The following is a 23,346-nucleotide window of genomic DNA, read 5'->3' as shown; positions in this document are numbered from 1 at the left end:
GAGCACGAATGCGCAAGGCCGGGCGGGCTTCTTCGAATGGGGTCAAATACTCTCGGCTAACTTGTCGCCCTTCGCAGCCCAAGCGCGCAAGGGTGCCTGGGCGACCCGACATCCAGGAAACAGTGCTCGCCATGATGGCCGCGGCTCAACGCGCCAAGTCGTCGGCCTGCCAACACGGGACGCTCGCCATGGCCGGCATGGCGCTTATCGTTTCAGGCGCACCACATACAAACCGGGAGCGTTCGGATAGACGCTCAGGCTGAAATTCGGCGGAGTCGAAATGAGGTTGCCCTGGATCGCCGGCTTGTACGTGACCGTTCCGCTCGATACGTCGGCCAGCTCAATAACCGGCGGGGACGGATCGGGAATGAGGTTCGACGTGAAGTTCAGGGTCAGTTTGCGGTCGGACATTTCGTAGAAACCGCCATATGTCTTGATCTCGTAGATCACATCGGCCTGCACGCCTGCGGGAACCGGATCGGGCTTGCCCAGACACACCGTCCCGTCACGGACCACGCCGTCCTGCGGCGTCTTGAACGTATACGTCGCCACGCCGTCGTCGGTCACGAGCGTCATCGTTGCATTCGGGATCGTGCTCTTCGTCAGCTGTATCGACTTGTAGTTGCTCGGACACTTGAATGTGGTGGTTTGATCGGTCGACGTGGTATCGGTCGCTGCACCGGTCGAGCCGTTGTTGTTGTTGCTGTTGCTGTTGCTGCCGTTACCGGTTGCCTTGGCGCCGCTACCGTCACCATCTCCACCGCCACATCCCGCCAGCAGTACCGCCGCTCCGATCACGGTGGCCAGACACAGTCGATTCATTTTCATTTTCTTCTCTCTCATTTGTTAAATATTTCCAATTACTGATGCCGCATGCCCTCTTGATCTATGCAGGCCATTGCCTCTTGGCGGGGCTACACCAACTTTCCGTCACATGACCGTGGCCGTCAAAACTGCGCCGTCAGCTGGAAGCCGAACGTCACGCGCGCGGTCGGGAAACCCGATGGCTTGCAGACCGGCGTACCCGCGAACAGGTCGTACGCATAAACGCCGAATCGCGTACCGACGCTTCCCTTTACGCCGATCACCGCACCAGCCAGTTGCGTGCCGACCAGCGCGACAGGCTGCGGCCCCCACACGCGACCGTAATCGAGCCCCGCGTAGACGGCCTGCCCCGTCTGCCCGATCGGCATCTGCAACTCGTTGCGCCAATAGAAGCCGCGTGAGGCTGCCAGCATCGTCTCGCCATCGAAACCGCGCACCGTATAGCGGCTGCCGATTGTCAGGTCGTCGATGTAGTACAGCGTGTTGCCCGTGTATTGGCCGTGGAAGGTACCAACATAGCGAAACGGCTGTTTCGCAATGGCGAACGGCATCTGCAGGTTCGCGTCGAGCACGGCCATCCGGTAGCGGTAGGTCGGGCCGCCTTCGGCCGCCAGGATGTCATCCTGTGCACCGAATGCGCCGACGCCCTGCCGGTACGCGAGCATCCCGTCAAACTGCGCGCCGCCAAAGTAGTGACGATCGGTCAGGCCGATCTCGACGAATGTGTTGTTGCGGCGCTGCTGCGGGATTTCCGTGTCTTCGATGAAGCTCTGGCCGAAGCGGCGCGACAGCCGGAATTGCGCGCCGAACACGTCGTTCTGGCTGCGCGACAGCACGCGGTTCAGCTTGAAGTCGATGGTCTTCGAGTTACCGCTCGCGACGAAGGTCTGGTTCACACCCGCAATCTGCTGGTAGTACGTGTTCGTGTAGGCCGACAGCGTCGCAGTCCAGTAGCCCCACGGAATCGAATAAAAGCCGTTCCAGCCGTGCGAGCCGAGACGCTTGTCGCCGAGTTCGAGATCCTGACTCACCCCGATGTTGAAGATATCGTTCAGGCCGAGCGGGTTGTCGATGCCGACCGACAGGTTGCCTTGCAGGCGGCCGGTGGCACGTGTGCCGGAGTTGTCGATCGAGGCGACGACGGTCCAGGGTTTGCCGCGCCTGATGTCGAGCACGACGTCACTTTCGCCCGGCGTGTCGGCAGGGATGATCTGCATCGAGACATCCTGGCTCGAGACGCGCTTCATCTGCTCGATGCCTTGCTCGAGGTCGCGCAGGTTCAGGAGGTCGCCGTCGCTGGTCGGGAAGGCGGTCTTCCAGGTGCCGCGGAGTTTCTCGTCGGAGAAGCGCACGCGGCGGATGACGCCGGGGATCAACGCCAGCTTGAGCGTGCCTGCGGACAAATCCTGCTCGGGCAGAAGCACGCGCGTCGTGATGTAGCCGCGCGCAAGGATCGCCTGGGACAGCCCTTTCACGAGCACGTCGAGGCCCTGCTTGCCAACGCACTGCCCTTCATAGTGACCGAGCCACTCGCGCGCGAAGGCGAAGCGATCCATCGGCAACGCGGACGCGCCCTGGGCTTTCACCGTGTCGGGCAGCGAATCGGGTACATCGAGTGCAAAACGGTCGATGCGGAAACATGGCGATTCGGTCGGCAATGACGGGAACGCGACACGCTCGGTCACCGATAAACGAACTGCAGGAGCAGAAACGGCTCTTTCGCGTTCACGCGCTTCTTCCTGCTCGCGAGCGCGCTGATCATTGCTTGCGGGTAGCGCGCCAGGCGCAGCGGATTGCGCCGCGACTCCGGCCGATGCGAGCAGTACCGAAGCCGCGACGAGGTTGGCTCCCCGGATTTTTTTCTTCATATGCTGGTTTCTCTGGATTACGCGTACCGCGTAATCATCCAAACGCCGATCAGGATGACGAACGCGCCGGCCGCCTGCATCGGCCGCAACAGATGCTCATGCATTGCTGTGAACGACAGCACGACGAGCATGGAGATCGCCACCATGGTGGGATAGGCAATACCGAGGGTTGTCTTGCGCAATGCGGCCGCGTAAAGCACGAACCCTGCGCCGTAAGCGGCAACGGCGGCACCGCGTGCAATCCATGGCAGTACGTCCGACTCGCCAAGTGAGATTTCCTTGAGCGCGGCAACCCTGAGCAATACGCTGGCGAGCCCGCCGAACACGCCACTCGCGGCAACGATCAGCCAGTTCATCGCGCCGCCTCCGTCGCCACCTCGATATCCGTCCGACGATTGGGCGAGACACGACTGTCACCCGATGTATCTGTACTGCTGCTGAAAATTGCGTTGAACCGGTTCGCGCCGTGCAGCGCAATCAACACGAGCGCGGGGAACACGACCGAGAAATTGCGCGCCTCGTCCCGATAGCCGAAAAAGATGAACAGCACCAGCACGGGCAGGAATGCCGCGAAGAAGTAGCTTCGGTAGCGCGTCGGCGTCGCTCGCCAGGCTGCCCGGAAGAACACGGCAAGTGGCACGACCATCAGCGGATTTTCCAGGCTCGGCGTGAAAATGCCTTTGCCGATGAGGTTGTAGAAGGACAAATAGGACTTGGGATTCACCCAGAACTTCAGGTTGTCCCACACGTGATATTCGACGAATCCGCCAGCGTTTTCACTGTATCCGCTCATGATGAACTGCCGGGTCGCGATGCAGATCCCGAGCTGCAGTACGAGCCACGCAACGCGCTTCGACATTGCGACGTCCCGCTCGTGCAGCAGGAACAACGCGAGCGGTACGAGAAAGAACGTTTCCTTGTTCAGTGAGAAGACGGCAATCATCAGCGTGCATGCCAGCATTCGCCTCTTGATCAGGAAGTAGCACGCACCCAGCACGCCGAGCAGTTCAAAGAAATCGTAGTAGTAGCCGCCCTGCTGAAACGTCAACGGATAGACGAAACTGAACGCCGCCAGAAACCCGACGGAATGCCCGAAGCTGAGTCCGTGCAGCCTCGCCAGCTTATAGATCAGCAGAAGCGCAAAGAGAGTCGACAGCACGATCGCGATGTACGTCAGGTGATAGACGAGCGCCGTGACAGGCGTCCAGTATTCTTCCGGAACGCTCGTGAAATAAGCGCCGCGCAGGGAGTCATGCCGTTTGATCGATTTGAACAGCTTGTCCTGCTTTGCCTGGTCAAGCTGCTCGACAATCCACTTGGCGGCAGTCGGAAACGACGACCGGTAGACATAAGGCTTCGGTGCGTCGCCGTTCATCATCCCGACGAGGCTGTAGCTCGTTGCGAAGTCGCCCTTCTGATCGTCGCGGAACCCCCATTTCAGCAGCATGCTGTTCGTGATGTTTCCGGCGCAGATGAACAGCAGCACGTAGACGATGGCGAAACGGCAGAAGGCTCGCACCCGGTTTTGGTTCTTTTCCGTCATAGGGTTGTCGCCGCTTACGGCGCCGGCAGGAAGTGAGCGGCCAGCACGATCGTCACCATGACGCAAAGCATGGTGAAGCTGCCGCGGTTTTCGAGGATATGAACGATCGGATCGTCGTGCATCGCGCCGCGAACCGTGGTGATCCAGAGTCGGCCGAACAAGTAGATCAGGCCGATCTGCACGAACCAGAGCAAGTGCGGAATCGCGTAGCGTGCGGCGGTCTCGGGGGCGTTGATGAAAAGGCCGAAGACGACTACTGCGGCAAGCGATGCACCGATACCGAACGGCCAGAGCACTTCGAGATCGCCCACGCGGTAATCGCGGCCTGCTGAAGCGCGTTTGTTGTGCTGACGCAAAAGCACCAGCTCGGAGCAGCGCTTTACGAGCGCGAGGCTCAGGAACGCAAATACGGAAAACGCGAGCAACCAGCGGCTGACCGTGATTTCCGCAGCGACGGCTCCGGCGATGATTCGATATGTGTACAGCAACGACAACACGACGACATCGAGCAGCACGATCGATTTCAGGCGCCAACTGTATGCTGTCGTAAGCAGCAGATAGAGCGCAAACATGCCGGCAAATTCGGGCGACACCACAAATGCCAGCGCAAACGCCAGGGTCAGCAGCAGTGCCGCGCAACCGAGCCCCTGCACAATCGACAGCGTGCCACTTGCGAATGCGCGGTTGCGCTTACGAGGGTGTCGGCGATCGTTGTCCAGATCCCAGAGATCGTTGCCGATGTAGGTGGCCGACGCGCCAAGCGACATCGACAGGAAGGCGAGCGCGAGTGTGGCAACCTTGCCGGTGTCGAGGAACGCAAACGCAGTCAACAGCGGAACGAACAGCAACAGGTTTTTCAGCCACTGGTGGACACGCAGCGCTTTGCACCATGTGGCAAAGCTTGCGCGCACGTTTGAAAACTCTCTTTCAACCGGAATGCGGCTGCGGACATTCGCCGCGACACCATTCGTAACGCCGACCAGGACCGCACCTTTCGCGCCTGCCCAGATCGGCAGATCGGCTTTGCTGTCACCCGCATAGACGAAGTCGTCGCCGACCTGCCGGCGAATGCCGGCCAGTTTGGTCTCGCCCTTGAGATTCGTGTTGCCGGTAGTGGCGATGACGAAATCGAACAGACCGAGATGCGCGTTCACCTGCTCGGCGATCGAACGATGCGCGGCAGTTGCGAGCACGATCTTGCGGCCGCTTTCGCGTTCGCTCTCGAGATAGTCGACAAGCGGTTCGCGATACGGGAGTGTCTCAGCTCGAAAATCGGCGTGTTCTGCAACTTTGGCCTTGAACGCGGCGCGCCCGCCGGCGAGCCAGAAAGGCAATCGCAGCAGGTTTGAAGGCTTGCGTCTTACCGCGTGGATCACTGATTCCATCAGGGTGTCCGATGGGGTCAGTGTGCCGTCGAGGTCGACGACAAGCGGCGGTTTTCCGGTCTCTCGCATTTATTCCGCTATGTCTTTCATTTATTAACTTAACCAGCCACACCAAACACACAACACCAACAAGCCCGACTCACAAATACGACCAAGAAATTAATCAATTCCCACCACGAACACCCACAAATTCAATATCAAATTGAAAACCTATAATCAGATATGGGAGCGGCGCGATGGCTCATCCTCTGCCAAAATATGCAACTCAAACCCTCGCGATTCGACATAAATACCTACCGACGATGCAAATCCATGAAGACTTCCTGCCAACTCGTACACCTGTTCGCCGCCACCCCGCTCCCCAACATAGTTAAAGGAGATTGGATTTTTCCATGACACAATGCCACCAACCCTGTCATATGGCGTCACAACAAAATCAAATTTACTCACCCCCCTAAATACCAAAACACAATGCCCAACGAATCCATCTTCATTCTTTTTGAAAAAATCGTCCTCCATCGCGCCAAACACGCCAAGCCAGTCGTTGACGTATATATGCGCATCCTCCCCATCAAAAAAATGAGCACCATATTGACAATCAAATGCAGCCAAGCAATCCCAGCAATTCTCGACAACCTTCATCTCAACCCCCTGCCTTTTTTACAAAAACTATTGTCCGCATCGTATCATTTGAAATAGGTGAGCCATCGGATCTAGAGAAATTCAACCCTTGATACTCTGGAAGAAGACCTCCTTGATATTTCACAGTCAAACCCAGGGAATCCAACTGCTCTGCAGATGGAATTTTAGAGAAATACGGATTGGCACTATTTCCATTTATGACAACCCTCCCTCCCGCTTCAGTAATTCGAGCTGCTTCGGGCAAAAAATCCATCATCGAATTCGTGCCGCCCGCAGACCTTGGAATATACGGATTGTTTGCGACCACCGTCGCCTGACTATTGCTTGGAATATTAGGCATACTCCTTGCATCCTTTGCGACCGCCATGCCGTCGGTTGGCCCCACCCCAACGGCTCCTGGCACTTTGGGCCCCGAAGAATCCGTGAACAGCTCGACCGTTCCGCCAATTTTAATGTTGGTTGCACCTACTCGATTTCCAGTTGTACGAGGTAGTTCCGGCCCCGCCGTGCTACCAGTTCCCTTGATTGTCGAATCGCCACCGCCACTGAACATCATCGACGCGATTGCGGCCTGCATCGCTTGCTTGCTGCCAACAACCTCCTTCGGCGCCATCAGATTTTCAGCGGACGCGCGTTCGACAAGCGCCATCCAGAGAGAACTAAGGTTCAACGCCTCTTGGTTAGTTAGATTTCCGCTCCCCTCCAGGGCGTTCAGCACCGCGATTTGTCCGTCGATGTCGGCACGTGTAAGCGCTCCCCTCGGCTTTCTCAAGACATCAGCGACACTTGTCGCAGCAGTCTGCATACGCGGCGTCGTGCCCTTCACGAAGTTCGCCGCATTATTTTCTGTTTCTATCAACGAAGCAATGGAGGCTGTCGCCGCCTCTCCACCAAGAGTTGCGGTAGTGCCGGCAACTATCAACTGCACGATTCGTTCGCGTGCCAGTTTTTCCTCATTGGTCAGAGTCGATGCCTGCGTGCTGTTTGCACCGTCCAATAGGTTGTTCAGAACCACGCTCGCTGCAGCACCAGCCGCACCCGCACCACATCCCTTACTCGACGCGGCTGCACCGGCGCAGCCTACAAGGCTTTGCAGCGCTACGCGTGCCGACTCGCTGTCTAGCGCATCGGCAACGGCCTTCACCTGTTCCGTGGCCAGGCTTTGTAAGTAATAGGCAGCCGCGCTCTGCATCAGAGTGCCAGTTGTTCCAGTCACGTTGCCGCCAACTGCTGCCGTAATTGCCGTTAGCACGCGTCGCCCGGTTCCCCCTTCCTGCCACATCGCATTGCCTTGAACGGACTCCGTCAATTGTGCGATCTTGACCACATCCTGTTGGTCCGCTGGTTTCGCCTTCTCCTTATCCAGCGCCTTTTGCGCGGCATCCGTCTCCTTCACGCGGTTATCTACAAACGTCCCGACCTGATTGATAAACTGACTCGTGATGTCGAACCCGGCCTGAATTTTCCCCTTGTCGAAGATCGGCGCAAGTGCGCCGCCGGTATCCGATGTATCCCGATTGATGCTCGCGACCGTCTCAGCGGCGGACTGACCGGTGAGTTGCTGTTGCGCTGAATCGTCACGAATCGTCAACGCGCCGCCGCTTATCCCGCTTCGCATGGTCGAATTCGCGTCGCCCGATGCGCTCAATGCAACCGGAGGCGCAACCGCGAGCCCACCATCCTCCTTCGGCAATTCGGTCCCCGCAACCGGGTTCACGTTATCGGCCTTGCCCTTCTGATCCTTGCCGATGCCGCTCTTGTTACCACCCGAACCACTATCTCCACCGAAGCTGTAGCCGCCGCTCAGCGCAACTTGCGACGCATCGTACGACGCATGGTTTTTGATATCGCTATGCGTCAGCGTCGCCGTAGTCAGACTGTTCACACCGTCCAGCACGGCCTTGTCGCTACTCGCGATTACACCGCCCTTGAGATCGGTATTGCCCTTCACATCGACCTGGAAACCGCCATCGCCCGCCTTGATCCCCGATTGCTCGGTCACGCTGGCGTAGTCGCTGCTCATCTTCGTCTGGCCGACATTGCCCGCCACACTCGATACGCACGGCGGGGGACACACGCTCACCGATACGCCTGCGTTCTGCTGCTTCGAATCGTAGCGATCCTTGTCCTGCTGGCTTTCAATATTCAGGTTGCCGCCAACGTCCGCAACCACCTGCTTGCCGGATGCAACCGCGCCCTTCAGATTCGTATCTCCACCTGACTGAATGGTGAGTTGGTTGCCTGCGGTTACGTGCGTATTCGTCCACGTCGACGAATCACCGTCAGCGTTACCACGATTCCCTGCCACTCCTGCCGTGAGCGCAACCCCAGTCTTTGCGCCAACGGTGAACGAAACACCCACCGAAGCGCTCGACCCACTATTCGTACTGTGCTGACTGCTCGTATTCCGAGCCGCTTGAAGATTCACATCGCCTTCGGCGGCAAGCATCGCGTTCCTGCCCGCCGAGATCGTGCTGCCGATCACGTCGATATTGCTGTCCTTGCCGGCACCAGCCGCCGCGATCGTCACATTCCGACCCGCCGACACCGTGCTCCCCACCGCCGTGCTCGACTGTGCCTGCGTCTGGCTGTCGCTCTTGCTCGCCCCGACCGATACGTTGATACCGACACTGGCCGCCGCCGTCACCGGATTGCCACCGACCGATTTCACCGCGTCATAGGTATTCTTCGCCGCAAGCCCCGTTGTAGCCGCCGCAAGCGCAAGCAGGCGCGGATCGCCGCCCACGCTCTGCGCCGCGTTCGCCATTTGCCGGCCCGTCTGTACCGCAGCGACAAGCGGATTCGTCACGCCCACCGTCAATCCGGATTGGCGGAACTGCTGTTGCTCCGCAAAATTCGTCGTATCGGTCGCAGCATCGATCTTGTCGGTCTTACCTGCGAGGTTCACGTCATTGCCCGCGTGCAGCGCGCTACCAGTTACGTACAGGTCGTTGCCCGCCGCGACCGTCAGATTCCCGTTCAGCGAACCGACCATGCTGCCCGTGTTACTAACGTCTGTCGAATGCTGCTGATCCGACATCGAACGCGTGCCGACCGACACGGACAACCCGCCGTTCGACATGAGCCCGGATTCTTTCTTCTCGTAGCTGTTCGCCGACTGGACGGTATCCTGAGAAGTCCTGATCGCGACATTGTTCGCTGAGCCAAGCTTTACATCATTCGTGCCGACGATGTTGCTGCCCTGAACCGTGAGATCCCTGCCAGCCTGGATCTGCACCGTGTCGCCGGACACCGTGCTCGCCACGCCGATATTCGCGCGCGTATCGTGCGATTCCTTTGTCGCCGTACCCGACACGAAACTGCCGCGCTTGAACTGCACGTTCTGATAGCTGTCGTGCTCTTCGCGGGCTTCGGTGATTGTCACGTCCCTGGACGCCGCGATCGTCACGCCGCCAGGCGTCTCTGCGTTCGTACCGGCTGTCACCGACGAACCGGTCAACGTCACATTGCCCTTGGTCGCGTCAGTCCGGTTGACTGCCCCGAGGGTGGCATTCCGGTCGGCACTGAAGGTCGTCCCGACAGCCTGCTGATCGTATGTGCGATCGACCTCCTTGCGCGCACGGCCGTCGACCGCAACGTTGTTCAGTTGATGCTCGTCGGTTATCGCCGTCGCCGTCAGATTCCCGCCCGCCACGACCGACAGATCCCTCCCGGCCGTCACGGTCGCTCCCCTGAACGACGCATCGTTGCCGCTTTGCATCGTCAGGTTGCCGCCCGCGCCGACACCGCTCGTCACATGCGTCGTCGTCGACTCTTCCCAATGATGCTGGTCGTTCAGATACAACGACTGATCCGTCTTCGACCGAACCGCATCGACGTTGATATCGCGCCCGGCCATCACGAGCGCATCACCGCCCGCCGAAAGATTCGCGCCATGAATCGACAGATCCCGCCCGGCTTGCACGGCGAGATCCCCCGTCGACGCGATCGTTCCTTGCTGGCCGATCAGGCTCTGGCTCACCTTGCTCGCGCCAGCTGCCCCGCTCACGCCGACCGTATCCACCAGCGTCGTATTGACCACATCCCGCCCGGCCAGCACCGCCACCCGGTTGCCGGTAATCTGCCCCGACGCGTTCACGACGTCGTTGCTCGCCGACACCACCGTCGTGCCGTTCGTCCCGCCGCTTGCAATCGTGCCGCCGCGATTCAGGATGTCCGTCGCAGTCACGACCGTCTTCGTGCCGCCCTTGATCACGCCGCTGTTCGTCGTGCTGCCGGCTGCGCGGATCTCGACGTCGTCGGCCACGATCAGCGCGCCGGTCGGTTGAAGATCGTTCGCATGCGTCTTCGCCAGATATACGACCGGCGCGAGCACCTGCGTCGTACTGCCGTCCGGTAGCGTCACGGTCTGGTTCACGAGCCACACGATGTCGCTCGTCAGCGCATCCATCTGCGCGGCGGACAGCGCCATCCCCGGCACCATGCCGAACTGCTTCGCGTAATTCGCGCCGCTCGTCATCAGCGCGCGATACTCGTCCTCGGCGCTCGCATAGCCCGGCAGGAACGTGCGCCCAGTCAATTGCGTGATCTGGTTGCGCACTATCTGCTGCTCATACATGCCGTCGCCGAGACGCTTCTCGATACTCGCCGGATTCAGGTTGAGCTGGCCGAGCATGTAATCGCTCGAGATGAAGTTCGTGTAGCTCGTGAGGCGCGGGTCGGTGACGATCAGATACGGCTGCCCGGGTGCCGGATTGATCGAGTACAGGCCGCTCGTCGGCAACTTCAGGTCGGGCAGCACACCGGTCGGGCTCACCACCGACTGCACTGCGTCGACCGGCTTCTGCCCGGTCGCGGGGCCGACCTTCGACTGCCCGGTGCCGGTCACGCCGCCATTGGCCTGGTTCGCGCCGAGCGTGCCGCCCGTAGCACCCGTCGCCGAGTTTTCCGCTGCGACGTTGCGGTTGTTCACGTCCTTCGCATCGATATTGATCGACTGGTTCGCGACGATCGTGCCGCCGGTATTGCCGATAGCGACCGGCGTGTACACCCGCGACGGCTGCACGATCGTGCCGACGTCCGAACTGGTGTTCTCGTTCCACGCATAAGTAGAGACGATGTCGTCCCGCTGGTGCTGATACAGCGTCTGCCCGACGTTATTGACCATCGTGCCGCCGTAGCCGCCCGAGCCTGCGCTTCCGGCAACGTCCGTATCGCCGATCTTGATCGACCGGCCTGCCGAGATCGCACTGTATTCGTTGTTGATCGTGCCGACATTCTTCATGACGATGTTGCCGCCGGCGACGAGTTGCGCCTGCTGCGCCTGGCTCGTTACCTTGTCCTGCCGGATCGTCGTCGTGGTGTCGCGCGCGATCTCGACGCGCTGGTAGCCATTGTGGCCGTCGCTGCGGGTCGCGTATTCGCTGGCGGGATCGTAGTTGACATGCGGGTCGTAGCCGTCCCAGTAGACGGCCGTGAGCGTGCCGTTGCCGTTGTCGGTCAGCGTGTTGTAGTAGATCGTCTGCTGCTGGCCGTTGGCGTTGACGACGAGCACGCGATCGACCGCATTTTCGCCGTTCGTGCTGGAGACGAGCTGGCTGCTCGAATACGTCGCGGTCTGCGGCGTCTTGTACGGCCCGCGCCACGTCGCATCGGAGCAAACACCGTGATTCGGCGCCGCGTTTCCGGTCGGGCAACCGATGTACTTGCTGCGCTTCGTCTCATGCTTCTTGTCGACGCTGGTCGTCTCGGTATCGACCACGGGAGCCGGGCGCGTATTCGTGAAGGTATCGGCCGCCAGCTCGACGCTGCCCAGCGCCTCGATCGACGACTGGTCGTTCAGCGCCGTCGGCGCGCGATTGGCGAGGAACCCATCGGCGTCTCGCTGGCCGTTCGCCGCGATGTTGATGTCGCCGACGCTGAAGATGCTCGCCCCGCCGGTGTTCGACAACCGGTTCGACGCGTACAGGTTCGCCCGATTGGCTGCAGCAATCACGGCCGCTGCCCCGGCATTCGAGATGACGCCAGCATTCAGCGTGACGTCGCGGCCGATGATCGTCGCCGTGTTGTTCAGCGTCGCGCTGTTCGTCGTGACCGTGTCGCCCTCGATTCGGCCCGCGTTGTCGATCGTTCCGCCGTTCGCATTGACGGTCGTGTTCGCCGAGTTCAGATCGGCGCCCGCCTGGTTGTCGACATTGGTTGCGTTGACGGTCAGCGCGCCGTTGGCGTCGAGCGTGCCCTGGTTCGTCAGCTTGCCCGACGTCGAGAACGTCAGATCGCCGTTCGCGTGCAGTTTGTTCGAGGCGGTATGGGTGTAATCGCTTGCGAGCGACACGCTGCCGTTGCGGCCCGCTACGACCGACCCGTCACCGCTCAGCGAGCCGGCTGTCAGCGTCAGGTCCCGGTCGCTGCCGATCGCGCCGCCCTGGTTGACCAGCGCACCGATATTCAACGCCACATTGCCGCCGCTACCTGCGTCGTTGCCGATCTTGCCGTTCGTGTTGTCTATCGAGGCGGTGGTCAGCCCTAGCCCGCCGTTCGCGCGAATGGCCCCTGCTTGGTTGACGAGCACCGTGTTCGGGCCGTTCAGCGTTGCATTGTTCGCAGCGGACAGCACGCCCCTCGAATTGTCGAGCCGGTTGGCAACGACGAGCATCAGATCGCGGCCCGCCAGCATCTGGGCGCCCAGGGTATTCGCCAGCGATTGTGCAGTGACCGTCACATCGCCGTTGCCGCCTATCACGCCCGCGCCGGGCTTGCCTGCCGCATTGCCGTTCGTGATCGATGCACCTCCGTCGATCGTCGTCGCACCTGTCCCGACGTTGACGATCCGGCCATCACTGTTGTCGATGCTGCTGCCGGAAAGCACCAGTGTCGATGTCCCATCGTTCGCCTCGATCTGCCCGCCGGTATTGCGGATCGCCCCCTGGGCGTGAACGTTCAGGGGGCCGTTGGCCTGAATCAGGCCGGCGGTGTTCGTCAACGCGCCGTTCGACTTCAGCGTAAGCGCCTGCGCCGACAACAGCGAGCCGTTCGAATTGTCGATGCCGCCCGCCAGGACAGACACGTCGCCATTGCCGCCGATCGTACCGCCGGCCGTGTTCGACAACGCGTTCGTCGACGTCACGCTCAGGCTGCTCGCACCGATGTTCTTGATCGAACCCGTGTCGTTCGCGAGACTGTCGGCCGCCACCGTCAGCCCATTGTTCGCCTCGATCGTGCCGCCGCCGTTATCGATCCGGCCTTGCGCATTCAGCGCGACGCTGTCGGCTCCGACGTAACCTCCCACACGATTGTCCAGCGACTGGACGGCAACGGACGCCTGACGCTGCGCACTCAAGGTGCCGGCCTGGTTCGACAGCGAGGCCGCTTGCAGCGCGAGTGCACCGTTCGTTGCGATCTGCCCGCCGTTGTTCGACAGCGTGCCGGTCGCGATCGACAACGTACCGCTGCCGGCGTGCGCGATCTTGCCCTGGTCGTTGACCAGTGCGGTCGGCGAAAGGCTCAGATCGGTGCTGTTGGTTTGCAGCGTGCCACGGGTGTTGTCGAACGTCCCGGAAACGGCCGCGAGCATGGCGCCCGTGCCGGTTTGCGTGATCGACCCGCCGTGGTTCGCAAGATCGCCCGCAGTCAGTACCAGTTGCGCCGCGTTGACGGATCCGCCGCCGTTGTCGAGCGACGTCGCCTTGATGGCCGCCACCTGACCCGCGGCGATACTGCCGGCGGCGTTCGTCAGTGCTGCGCCGGCATCGAGGTTCGCATTCCGCCCGGCCGACAGCGTGCCGCCGCCGTTATCGAGCGACCGGCTCGTCGCGCGAAGATCCTGCCGGGCGGTCACCGTACCGTGATTGACCAACTGACCGGCCTGGAGCGTGACGTCGCCGTTGCCACCTATCACGCCGCCCTGCGCGCCATCCGCCGTCGGTCCGCCCGCATTCGTCAGCAGTCCCGCCGTCGTCACCGATAACCCGTCGCCATTCAGCGACGTGACGCGCCCGCCGGAGTTGTCCAGCGTCCCACCGGCCACCGTCATACCGGCGGCGCTCTGGATCGTTCCCTGGTTGTTCAGGATCGATCCGCCGCGCACCTCCGCGGCAGCTTGCGACACGAGTGTGCCCGACTGGTTTGCGAGCTGCCCCGCCGCCTGCACGGACAGCGATCCTTGCGCCGAAACCTTGCCGCCCTGGTTCGATACGTTGCCGCCCCTGAGCGTGATGCCGCTGTCGCTCGACACGCTGCCGCGATCGTTGGCAAGCGTACCGGTCGCATTCGCCGTAATGGCACCCTGCGCACTCGTCTTCGCGTCCGACAGGTTGAGGTCGCCCGCCGCCGCGTTCAACGCGAGCGCGCCGTTCGCAGCCGTCTGGCTGCCGGCAAGATTCACCGCGCCGCCGGTGAGCGACGCGTTGCCGCCGGCCAGGTTCTGACTGGTCGCCGTCAGTTGCCCCGATGTCGTGACGTTCAGATCGCCGCTGTGCCCGACGGTGCCGTCGTTGCTCACGCCCGCGCCGAGCGTGCCGGTCGAGTTCACCGAGCCCGCCGCAATCGTCGCGTTCTGTTGCGCAGCGAACGTGCCGCTGTTCACGAGATCAGCCCCCGTGTTCGCCGATACCGATTGCTGCGCATAGATCGTGCCGCTGTTGTCGATACCCCCCGCTGCCGACATCGCGAGATTGCCGGTCGCCGTGGTCTTGCCGGTCAGCACGAGCCGGCCGTTCGACTGCAGCGTCATGTCACCGGCCTGGGCCGCGATCGTGCCGGCATTGCGCACGCCGACGCCACCTGCGGTGCCGACCAGATAAATCCGGTCGCTGTACATCCCGCCGAGCTGGCTGACATCGATAGCGACGCCCGGCGCGGCGCCATCGCCCTGGATCGGCGTCGCTGCCAGCGTGTCGTGATTGACCTGGTTAGCTCCAGCGACGACGTTCAGGTTCTTCGCGTAGATCGCCGCATTCGACTGCACGGCGCGGGCAATGATGTCGACCTGGTCGACGTTCGTCGCATTGAGCCCCGCGCCCTGCACGGTGACGAGGCCGCGATTGACGTTGTAGCCGGCAAGCGAACCGTCCGCGCCGTAGTAGGGCTGCCCGGTCGTCAGCGTTGCGCGCGATGTATTGATGAAGCCGCCGCCGTCGACGACGATACCGGCCGGGTTGGCCAACACCACTTCCGCTCGATTTCCGGCGACTTCGACATAACCGCGAAGCTGCGACGGGTTCGCGCTGTTCACCTGGTTGACGATGATCCGGGCCGACTGGCCGGGCCCGAAATTCGGATTCCCGTTGATATAACCGGCCTGATGCGTATTGACGACCGTCGGCGAATTATTCAGGATCGCGCCGTTCTTCTGAACGTCGAACTGGTTATAGGTATTGACCGATACACCAGCACCGGATGGCCTGGCGATATTCACCTGCGGCAAACCGTTCTGCGTCTGGATCACCTGGGTGGGCGTGCCCGGCGTCGGCACGATCTGCGCCGGCGCAAGCGAAGGCGCGCAGGCCAGCGATGCGGCCGCGATCAGCCAGCCCAAACCGCCAAGCGCACGGCGGCCGGCACGGCGCTCGCCGGACGCTGTTTTCCCCGAAGCAGTAGCCGTTTCTTCAACAGCCACCACCATTCCCCGGAGTCTGGAATACACCAGACGGTAGGTCTTCTGATTCATCGTTCTTTATTGGACTTCTTTCAGATCGATGAACGTTAGCAAAGTAGTCGTCAGCAAACAATAGGGTGACTGCCAACAATTGCCAAGCATTGTAAGGATGTGAAGCAATGTATTTTTTGGATAATTCTGACTCGCCTTCTATCTCAAATTATTTCATCCTATTTTGACTGCAATTAATCAGAATTCGCAGCATTGATTCTCGATTTACTTCGCTACAGATAAGAATCCACCCGATATCACACCGCGTGGCGATAATCGAGAAACAGTTAAAATGTGTTGCAGACAATTCGCCGCATCGGAAGATTCAGCCTCGGTTTGCATGCTTGCGGGACAACGCAGCACGCACGCGCAAACTCACTTCGCCCGCTCATGCTCCCCCAATCCGATCGCCTTGTAGTCGTAAGTCGGATAGAACTCCGTCCGATAAGCGCCCCACGCCGTATCCTCGAGCACCCGATTGACTTCACGCAGCCGCGACGCCGGCAACCGCAGCACGACGATCTGTCCGATCCCCATCGTCACGGTCCAGCTCACCACCTCGACGCTCGGCGGCGGAAACGCCTTGTAGAACCCCTGCTTCGCGAGCTGCGCGTTCAACTCTGCGAGCGGGCGCGACTGATCGTGCTTCAGAAAGACGGTCAGCAACACCGCGTTGTCGGGTGTCGCGGCGGCCGTGCCGGCCGGTACGGTCGACGTCTGGCCGACGGCCGGTACGCTACAGATCGCGGCAGCCGCCAGCGCTGCGGCAATCACAAGGGTTCGAATCGGGAAATGCGGGAAGGCCGGCATGACGCGACTCCGTGGCTTCGTGGATCGAGCCGCCATCATGCGCCGCCGCGCGAATCGCTGCTGGCAGCCGCACGGCCGGATTACGCCACGTCTGCGCCGGCCCGCTCACGCAGCACGTCGATGAACACGCGCAGCTTGGCCGGCACGTGCTTGCGATTCACGTAATACAGCCACATCGGCGGCAACGTCCGGCACGCGCCCGGCAGCACCTCGACGAGCGTGCCGTCGCGCAAGTCCTGCTCGATCCGTTCGCGCATGAACGCAAAAGCGATCCCGACACCCGCGCGCGCCGCATCGATCACCGCGTCTGCATCGTTCGTCACGAACACGCCGTCCGGATCGAGATCGACATCTCGGCGCCCGTCATTCAGCAGCCATTTATGCAGCCGCCCGCTCTCCGAGAACCGGAAGCGGATGCACGCATGACGCTCGAGCGCCGCGATCGACGCCGGTGTGCCGTACCGCGCCAGATAACCGGGCGACGCAACGAGCGCACACGAAAGCGCCGGCGCGATCCGCACGCCGATCGTCCCCGGCTGCAGCCGGTCGGCGAGCCGGATCCCCGCGTCGAAGCCGTCCTTCGCGATGTCGACCAGTTCATTGTCGTAGCGGATCTCGAGCCGGACTTTCGGATAGCGCTCGCGGAATTCGGCAAGAACCGGCGCGATCACGAGCGTGCGCGCCAGCGGCAGCGCGGTGACGCGCAGCAGCCCGCTCGGCTCGCTGCGCGCATCCTTCAGCTCGCCGCGCGCCTGCATGACCTGCCGGTATGCGGGCTCCGTCTGCTGCCAGTAGCGCTGCCCGGCTTCCGTCAGGCTCACGCCGCGCGTGCTGCGATTGAACAGCTTCACGTTCAGCTCGCCCTCGAGCTGCCCGATCGCGAGGCTGACGGCCGCCGGCGTCAGGCCGAGCGCGGCGGCGGACCGCGTGAAGTTGCCGGCCGTCGCGACGGTCATGAACACGTGCAGCCCGGCCATCGGATCGCGTCGGCTCATCATTAGAAAAACTTGAAACTCTTTCGAGCGGAATGCGGATTCTCCCATATACCGCAACTGCCTACACTGGGGCCTGTCGTCCCGCCGGAGCCTCGCATGGACCCGCTCACCGCCGCACTGCCGCTCGCAGCTGTCCGTTGCACGATCGATGCCGCCCTCGCGCATGCCGCGTCGCTGCAGGTCGCCGGCGTCGCCATCGCAATCGTCGATGCCGGCGCGAACCTGCTCGCGTTCGCGCGCACCGCCGACTGTTTTCTCGGCGCGATCGATCTCTCGCAGCGCAAGGCGCTGACGGCGGTCCGCTTCCGCATATCGACCGGCGCGCTCGGTGCGATGTCGGGCGACGGGCCGCTGCGCGGGATCGAGCACAGCCACGGCGGGCTCGTCACGTTCGGCGGCGGCGAACCGCTCGTCGACGACAGCGGACGCTGCGTCGGCGCAATCGGCGTATCGGGCGGCAGCGTCGACGAAGACACCGCGATCGCCCGGCACGGCCGCGACCGTTTTCAGGCAACCCTTCTCACCACAAGGTAAGCACATGGCACAGAAACGCATCCTCATCACCGGCGCAGGCACCGGCTTCGGCCGCGAAGTGGCGCTGCGGCTCGCCGAACGCGGTCACGACGTGACTGCCGGCGTGCGCGTCACGGCCGAGATCGACGATCTGACGGCCGCTGCCGCGCAACGCGGCACCGCGCTGCGCGCCGTCAAGCTCGACGTCACGTCGGCCCACGACCGCGCCCGCGCGGCCGATCTCGACTTCGACGTACTCGTGAACAACGCGGGCGTCGGCGAAGCCGGCGCGCTCGTCGACCTGCCGGTCGAAATCGTGCGCGAGCTGTTCGACGTCAACGTGTTCGGGCCGCTCGAACTCACGCAGCACATCGCGCGTGGCATGCTCGCGCGCCGGCACGGCAAGATCGTGTTCGTGTCGTCGATCGCGGGCCTGATCACGGGACCGTTCACGGGCGCCTATTGCGCGTCGAAGCACGCGGTCGAATCGATCGCCGAGGCGATGCACGCGGAACTGGCGCCGCACGGCATCCGCGTCGCGGTCGTGAACCCCGGCCCGTACAGCACGGGCTTCAACGACCGGATGATGGAAACGCCGCGACGCTGGCGCGATCCTGCCGTCCACACGGTGACGCCCGAACGCCTGACGTTCCCGCTCGAACAGCACGATCCGGAAGAAATGATCGCGAAGATGGTCGACGTGATCGAAAGCGACGGTGGCGCATTCCGCAACCTGCTGCCGCAGTCGTCGGAAGCGTTCGTGCGTGCCGAACAGGCGCGCGCGTGGGATCGGCAGCAGTGACGTAAGCCGGCGGCGGCAAGCGGGTCACACCGCTTCCGCCGTCGACAGCCATACCGGCACGGTAGCCTGGACCGCCGGCTGGTTTGCCGGTTTGCCGGCCACTGTACCAGCCACCAATCCGGCGGAGCTGCGTCAAGCCGCTCCGCCTGCAGCGTTCAATACACGTCCCGCATATAGCGCCGCGCCTTCGCAAGCCGCGTGACATAGTCGTTCGCATCGTCGTCCGACATGCCGCCATGCTCGGCGACGACCGCCTTCAGCGCCGTATCGACGTCCTTCGCCATCCGCGACGCGTCACCGCACACGTAGAAGTGCGCGCCTTCCTCCAGCCACGCGAACAGCTCGGCACCCTGCTCGCGCATCCGGTCCTGCACGTAGATCTTGTCGGCCTGGTCGCGCGAGAACGCGAGATCGAGCCGCGTCAGGAAGCCGCTGTCATGCATCGCGCCCAGTTCGTCGCCGTAGTAGAAGTCGGTCTGCGCGTGCTGCTCGCCGAAGAACAGCCAGTTGCGCCCGCGCGCGCCGCGCGCCTGCCGCTCGTGCAGGAAGCCGCGGAACGGCGCGACGCCGGTGCCGGGGCCGACCATCACGATCGGCACGTCGCCGTTCACCGGCGGCCGGAAATGCGCGGACTTCTGCACGAACACGGGCACTCGGCCGTCGTCCGCGCGATCGGCGAGGAACGTCGACGCGACGCCTTTGCGCGCGCGCCGGCCGTTGTGATAACGCACGGCCGATACGGTCAGGTGGATCTCGCCCTGGTGCGCGCTCGGGCTCGACGCGATCGAATAAAGGCGCGGCTGCAGCCGCTTCAGCATCCCGACCAGCTCCGTGCCCGACAGCTCGACCGGAAACTCGTGCAGCACGTCCGCAAGCTGTTGCCCCCACAACCATTGCTTCAGGTCGCCCTTGCGGTCGTCGCCGAGCAGCGATTTCAGCGCGCCGTTCGCGCTGCGCGACGCGATGAACGCGAGCGTGTCCGGATGCGGGCGCGTGATGTCGAAGTGGCGCGCGAGCGCATCGCCGAGACGCACGTCGCCGACGCCTGCGATCGACACGGGCGCGTCGGCCTTCAGCGCAGTGACGGACAGCAGCTCGTCGACTAGCTCCGGGCAGTTGGTCGGCCACACGCCGAGCGCATCGCCGGTTTCGTATTCGAGGTTCGCGCCTTCGGTCGACAGCGACACGTAGCGCGTGTCCTTCGCGGCGCCCGGGCGATTGAGCCGCAGGTTGGCAACGAGCTTCGATGGTGCCGGATGCGCCTTCGACGGCAGCAGCCCCGACGGGCTCATGCCGCCGGACGGCACCGCGTGCAGCGCGGCATCGGCCTCCTTGATCCGCGCGACGACGCGTTCGAGCCACTGGTCGGCATCGCTCTGGAATTCGACGTCGCAATCGACCCGCGCGCACAGGCGTGCCGCGCCGAGCTCCGCGAGCCGCGCGTCGAGCCGGCGGCCATGGCCGCAGAACTGGTCGTAGTTGCGATCGCCGAACGCGAGCACCGCGAAGTGCACGCGGTCGAGGCGCGCGGCGCTGCCGGCCTGCAGCGCGTCCCAGAACTCGCTGCCGTTGTCGGGTGCATCGCCGTCGCCGAACGTGCTCGTCATCAGCAGCACGTATTGCGCGCCCGCGAGCGACGCGACCGGATAGTCGGACATGCACGCGGTGCGGATCTCGAAGCCGGCGTTCATCAGCTTCGTCGCGTAATCCTCGGTCAGCGATTCGATGTTGCCGGTCTGAGACGCCCACAGCAGCACGACCTTCGGGCGCGTGCGCACGATCCGCACGCCGCCGGTTGCCGAGGCATCGGCCGGCAGCGCCGGCGCCGCGGCAACCGGCGAACTCGCGGGCAGCGAGCGGCTGAAAAGGCCCGCGAGCATCCCGTCGAGCCAGAACCGCACCGGCGGCGTGAGCGGCGCGCCGGCCGGCAGCACCGGCACGCCGCCCTCGCGCCGGCCGGCGCTCGCCTTCAGCCCGCTGACGAGGCCGGCCACGTACAGTCGTTCGGTGTCGGTCAGCGGCGGCGGTGCGAAGTCGGTCACGCCGAGCGCGGCTGCGAAAGTGTCGATGTCTGCCATGTCGGTTTCCTGTGAGACAGCGGCCTGCACCATCGTCGAAGCGGGCCGCGCGTCGTCGGCGCATGCGTCGGGTTGCGCCGTCTCGTCGTCGGCGGACGCGAACGCGTCGGTCTCGACGCGCCGCAGCGCGACCGCGCAATATTTCAGTTCGGGTTGCTGCGATTCGGGATCGATCGCGTCGTTCGTCACCGCGTTGATGCACAGGTCGTCGCCGTACACGTCGTTCCAGTGCATCGGTGCGAAGCAGTTGCCGCGCCGCACGCGCTCGGTCACGACAGCCGGCAGCACCGCGCGGCCGCGCGCCGAGCGGATCTCGACGCTGTCCTTCGCGGCGATGCCGAGCGCGCTCGCATCGTCCGGGTGAAGCTCGACGAACGGGCGCGGGTTCAGCTTGTTCAGCATCGCGACCTTGCCCGTCTTCGTCATCGTGTGCCATTGATGCTGCAGCCGCCCGGTGTTCAGCACGATCGGGAACGTGTCGTCGGGCAGCTCGGCCGGATCGACGTGCGGCCGCGCGAAAAAGCGCGCCTTGCCCGACGGCGTCGGGAACGCGAGATGCGGCGCATCGCTCCCGTCGGCCGCCGTGCGCAGCGTCTGGCTCACGCCGTCGTTCAGATAGCGGATCGGGTGCCGCTCGCGCGCGGCGCCCGGCGCGACCGGCCACTGCACCGGGCCCTCGCGCAGCGCCGCGTGGCTCGCGCCGCGCAGGTCGTAGCCCATCTCCGGATTCGAGAAACGGACGATCTCGTCGAACACGTCGGCCGCCGACGCATAGTCGAACGCGTCGCCGAAGCCCATCGCGCGCGCGACTCCCGCGACGATGCGCCAGTCGGGCAGCGCGTCGCCGGGCGGCGCGACCGCGGCGCGCATCAGCGTCATGTTGCGTTCGGAGTTGATCATCACGCCGTCGCCCTCGGCCCACAGCGCGCCGGGCAGCAGGATGTCCGCGTAGCGGTTGGTCTCGGTATCGAGGAACGCGTCCTGCGCGATCACGAGCTCCGCGGCCTGCAGCCCGGCGATCACGTTCTGCCGGTTCGGCACGGTCGCGACCGGGTTCGTGCAGACGATCCAGCACGCCTTGATGTCGCCGGCCGCCATCCGCGCGAACAGGTCGACGGTGCCCTGGCCGGTTTCCTTGCGCAGCGTGCCGGCCGGTACGCGCCACAGGTTCTCGACGAAGCGCCGGTCGTCGTCGGACAGCACCGAGCGCTGGCCCGGCAGCCCGGCGCCCATGTAGCCCATCTCGCGGCCGCCCATCGCGTTCGGCTGGCCGGTCAGCGAGAACGGCCCGCTGCCGGGGCGGCAGATGCGGCCGGTCGCAAGGTGCAGGTTGCAGATCGCGTTGGTGTTCCACACGCCGTGCGTGCTCTGGTTGAGCCCCATCGTCCAGCAGCTCATCCACTCCTGCGCGTCGCCGATCCATTGCGCGGCCGTGCGCAGGTCGGCTTCCGCGAGCCCGGTGATCTCCGCGACGCGCTCGGGCGTGTAGTCGGCGAGGAACGCGGGCATCGCGTCCCAGCCTTCGGTGTACGCGTCGATGAACGCGGCGTCGGTGCGGCCGTTCGCGTGCAGCAGGTGCAGCAGCCCGTTCGTCAGCGCGAGATCGGTGCCGGGGCGGATCTGCAGGAACAGGTCAGCCTTGTCGGCCGTGCCGGTGCGGCGCGGATCGACGACGATCAGCTTCGCGCCGGCCTTCACGCGATCCATCATGCGCAGGAACAGGATCGGATGGCAGTCGGCCATGTTCGCGCCGATCACGAAGAACAGGTTCGCGCGGTCGAAGTCCTGGTACGACCCGGGCGGGCCGTCCGCGCCGAGCGACTGCTTGTAGCCGGTGCTCGCGCTCGCCATGCAGAGGCGCGAGTTCGACTCGATGTTGTTGGTGCCGACGTAGCCCTTCGCGAGCTTGTTGACGAGGTATTGCGCCTCGATCGACATCTGCCCCGACACGTAGAACGACAGCGCGTCGGGGCCGTGCGCATCGAGCACCGCGCGCAGGCGGCGCGCGGTCTCGGCGATCGCGTCGCGCGCCGGCAGCGGCACGAGGTCGTCCTCGCGCGCGCGACGCACGAACGCGCGGTCGAGCCGTCCGGAGCGGCGCAGCGCGACGTGCGCCGACGAACCCTTCGTACACAGCCGCCCGAAGTTGGTCGGATGGTCGGAGTCGCCGGACACCTTGACGACTTCGCCATCCTCGACGTGCAGCACCATCCCGCAGCCGACGCCGCAGTACGGGCACACGCTCTTGACGGGGGTGGCGGTCATGCGCGCTCCGGGG

12 protein-coding genes are annotated in these 23,346 nt (G+C 63.5%); 2 read left to right on the top strand and 10 right to left on the bottom strand.

Annotation, left to right across the window (positions count from 1 at the left end; all coding sequences use genetic code 11):
* Positions 1-204: 204 nt before the first annotated feature.
* From DM992_RS41950 to DM992_RS32255, 9 genes are all read right to left on the bottom strand, one after another.
* Positions 205-843 (bottom strand): hypothetical protein, encoded by a 639-nt coding sequence (locus DM992_RS41950; protein ID WP_239511391.1) that lies wholly within the window; start codon positions 841-843, stop codon positions 205-207.
* A 104-nt stretch (positions 844-947) separates the two neighbouring features.
* Complete coding sequence (locus DM992_RS32290) at positions 948-2,693, bottom strand: ShlB/FhaC/HecB family hemolysin secretion/activation protein (protein WP_111020157.1); 1,746 nt, start codon at positions 2,691-2,693, stop codon at positions 948-950.
* 17 nt (positions 2,694-2,710) lie between these two features.
* On the bottom strand, positions 2,711-3,049 hold the full coding sequence (locus tag DM992_RS32285; RefSeq protein ID WP_059854052.1) for a hypothetical protein: 339 nt from the start codon (positions 3,047-3,049) through the stop codon (positions 2,711-2,713).
* A complete protein-coding gene (locus tag DM992_RS32280; protein WP_111020156.1) occupies positions 3,046-4,236 on the bottom strand; it encodes a hypothetical protein in 1,191 nt (396 codons plus the stop codon). Before DM992_RS32280 ends, DM992_RS32285 begins: the two co-directional genes overlap by 4 nt.
* Before the next feature lie 14 nt (positions 4,237-4,250).
* Positions 4,251-5,690: a UbiA family prenyltransferase gene (locus DM992_RS32275; RefSeq protein ID WP_111020155.1), complete on the bottom strand. Its 1,440-nt coding sequence runs from the start codon at positions 5,688-5,690 to the stop codon at positions 4,251-4,253.
* A gap of 147 nt (positions 5,691-5,837) precedes the next feature.
* Positions 5,838-6,263, bottom strand: coding sequence for a hypothetical protein (locus DM992_RS32270; RefSeq protein ID WP_111020154.1), 426 nt, complete (start codon positions 6,261-6,263; stop codon positions 5,838-5,840).
* Between the two features lies 1 nt (position 6,264).
* Positions 6,265-15,891 carry a hemagglutinin repeat-containing protein gene (locus DM992_RS32265; protein ID WP_111020153.1) on the bottom strand — a complete coding sequence of 3,209 codons (9,627 nt, stop codon included), beginning with the start codon at positions 15,889-15,891 and terminating at the stop codon, positions 6,265-6,267.
* A gap of 354 nt (positions 15,892-16,245) precedes the next feature.
* Positions 16,246-16,680, bottom strand: a complete 435-nt coding sequence (locus DM992_RS32260) for a hypothetical protein (protein ID WP_111020152.1) — start codon at positions 16,678-16,680, stop codon at positions 16,246-16,248.
* Positions 16,681-16,760: 80 nt separating this feature from the next.
* Entirely contained in the window at positions 16,761-17,675 is a 915-nt protein-coding gene (locus tag DM992_RS32255; RefSeq protein ID WP_111020517.1) for a LysR family transcriptional regulator, read from the bottom strand.
* A 96-nt stretch (positions 17,676-17,771) separates the two neighbouring features.
* Between DM992_RS32255 and DM992_RS32250 the strand changes: the two genes are divergently transcribed.
* Positions 17,772-18,209, top strand: a complete 438-nt coding sequence (locus DM992_RS32250; protein WP_111020151.1) for a heme-binding protein — start codon at positions 17,772-17,774, stop codon at positions 18,207-18,209.
* Between the two features lie 4 nt (positions 18,210-18,213).
* Positions 18,214-18,990: an SDR family oxidoreductase gene (locus tag DM992_RS32245; protein WP_111020150.1), complete on the top strand. Its 777-nt coding sequence runs from the start codon at positions 18,214-18,216 to the stop codon at positions 18,988-18,990.
* Between the two features lie 155 nt (positions 18,991-19,145).
* On the opposite strand, the gene DM992_RS32240 is transcribed toward DM992_RS32245, so the two are convergent.
* Positions 19,146-23,333: a bifunctional nitrate reductase/sulfite reductase flavoprotein subunit alpha gene (locus DM992_RS32240; RefSeq protein WP_111020149.1), complete on the bottom strand. Its 4,188-nt coding sequence runs from the start codon at positions 23,331-23,333 to the stop codon at positions 19,146-19,148.
* Positions 23,334-23,346 lie beyond the last annotated feature (13 nt).

This window comes from Burkholderia sp. JP2-270, assembly GCF_003233675.1.
GTDB lineage: Bacteria > Pseudomonadota > Gammaproteobacteria > Burkholderiales > Burkholderiaceae > Burkholderia > Burkholderia pyrrocinia_C.
The sequence above is the reverse complement of the archived record's forward strand: the minus strand, read 5'-3'. Positions and strand labels throughout refer to the sequence as shown.

Coding starts and splice junctions, on each gene's coding strand:
- DM992_RS32285 (WP_059854052.1), bottom strand. CDS start 3,049: ATGAACTGGCTGATCGTTGCCGCGAGTGGCGTGTTCGGCGGGCTCGCC.
- DM992_RS32275 (WP_111020155.1), bottom strand. CDS start 5,690: ATGCGAGAGACCGGAAAACCGCCGCTTGTCGTCGACCTCGACGGCACA.
- DM992_RS41950 (WP_239511391.1), bottom strand. CDS start 843: ATGAGAGAGAAGAAAATGAAAATGAATCGACTGTGTCTGGCCACCGTG.
- DM992_RS32245 (WP_111020150.1), top strand. CDS start 18,214: ATGGCACAGAAACGCATCCTCATCACCGGCGCAGGCACCGGCTTCGGC.
- DM992_RS32250 (WP_111020151.1), top strand. CDS start 17,772: ATGGACCCGCTCACCGCCGCACTGCCGCTCGCAGCTGTCCGTTGCACG.
- DM992_RS32240 (WP_111020149.1), bottom strand. CDS start 23,333: ATGACCGCCACCCCCGTCAAGAGCGTGTGCCCGTACTGCGGCGTCGGC.
- DM992_RS32260 (WP_111020152.1), bottom strand. CDS start 16,680: ATGCCGGCCTTCCCGCATTTCCCGATTCGAACCCTTGTGATTGCCGCA.
- DM992_RS32270 (WP_111020154.1), bottom strand. CDS start 6,263: ATGAAGGTTGTCGAGAATTGCTGGGATTGCTTGGCTGCATTTGATTGT.
- DM992_RS32280 (WP_111020156.1), bottom strand. CDS start 4,236: ATGACGGAAAAGAACCAAAACCGGGTGCGAGCCTTCTGCCGTTTCGCC.
- DM992_RS32265 (WP_111020153.1), bottom strand. CDS start 15,891: ATGAATCAGAAGACCTACCGTCTGGTGTATTCCAGACTCCGGGGAATG.
- DM992_RS32255 (WP_111020517.1), bottom strand. CDS start 17,675: ATGAGCCGACGCGATCCGATGGCCGGGCTGCACGTGTTCATGACCGTC.
- DM992_RS32290 (WP_111020157.1), bottom strand. CDS start 2,693: ATGAAGAAAAAAATCCGGGGAGCCAACCTCGTCGCGGCTTCGGTACTG.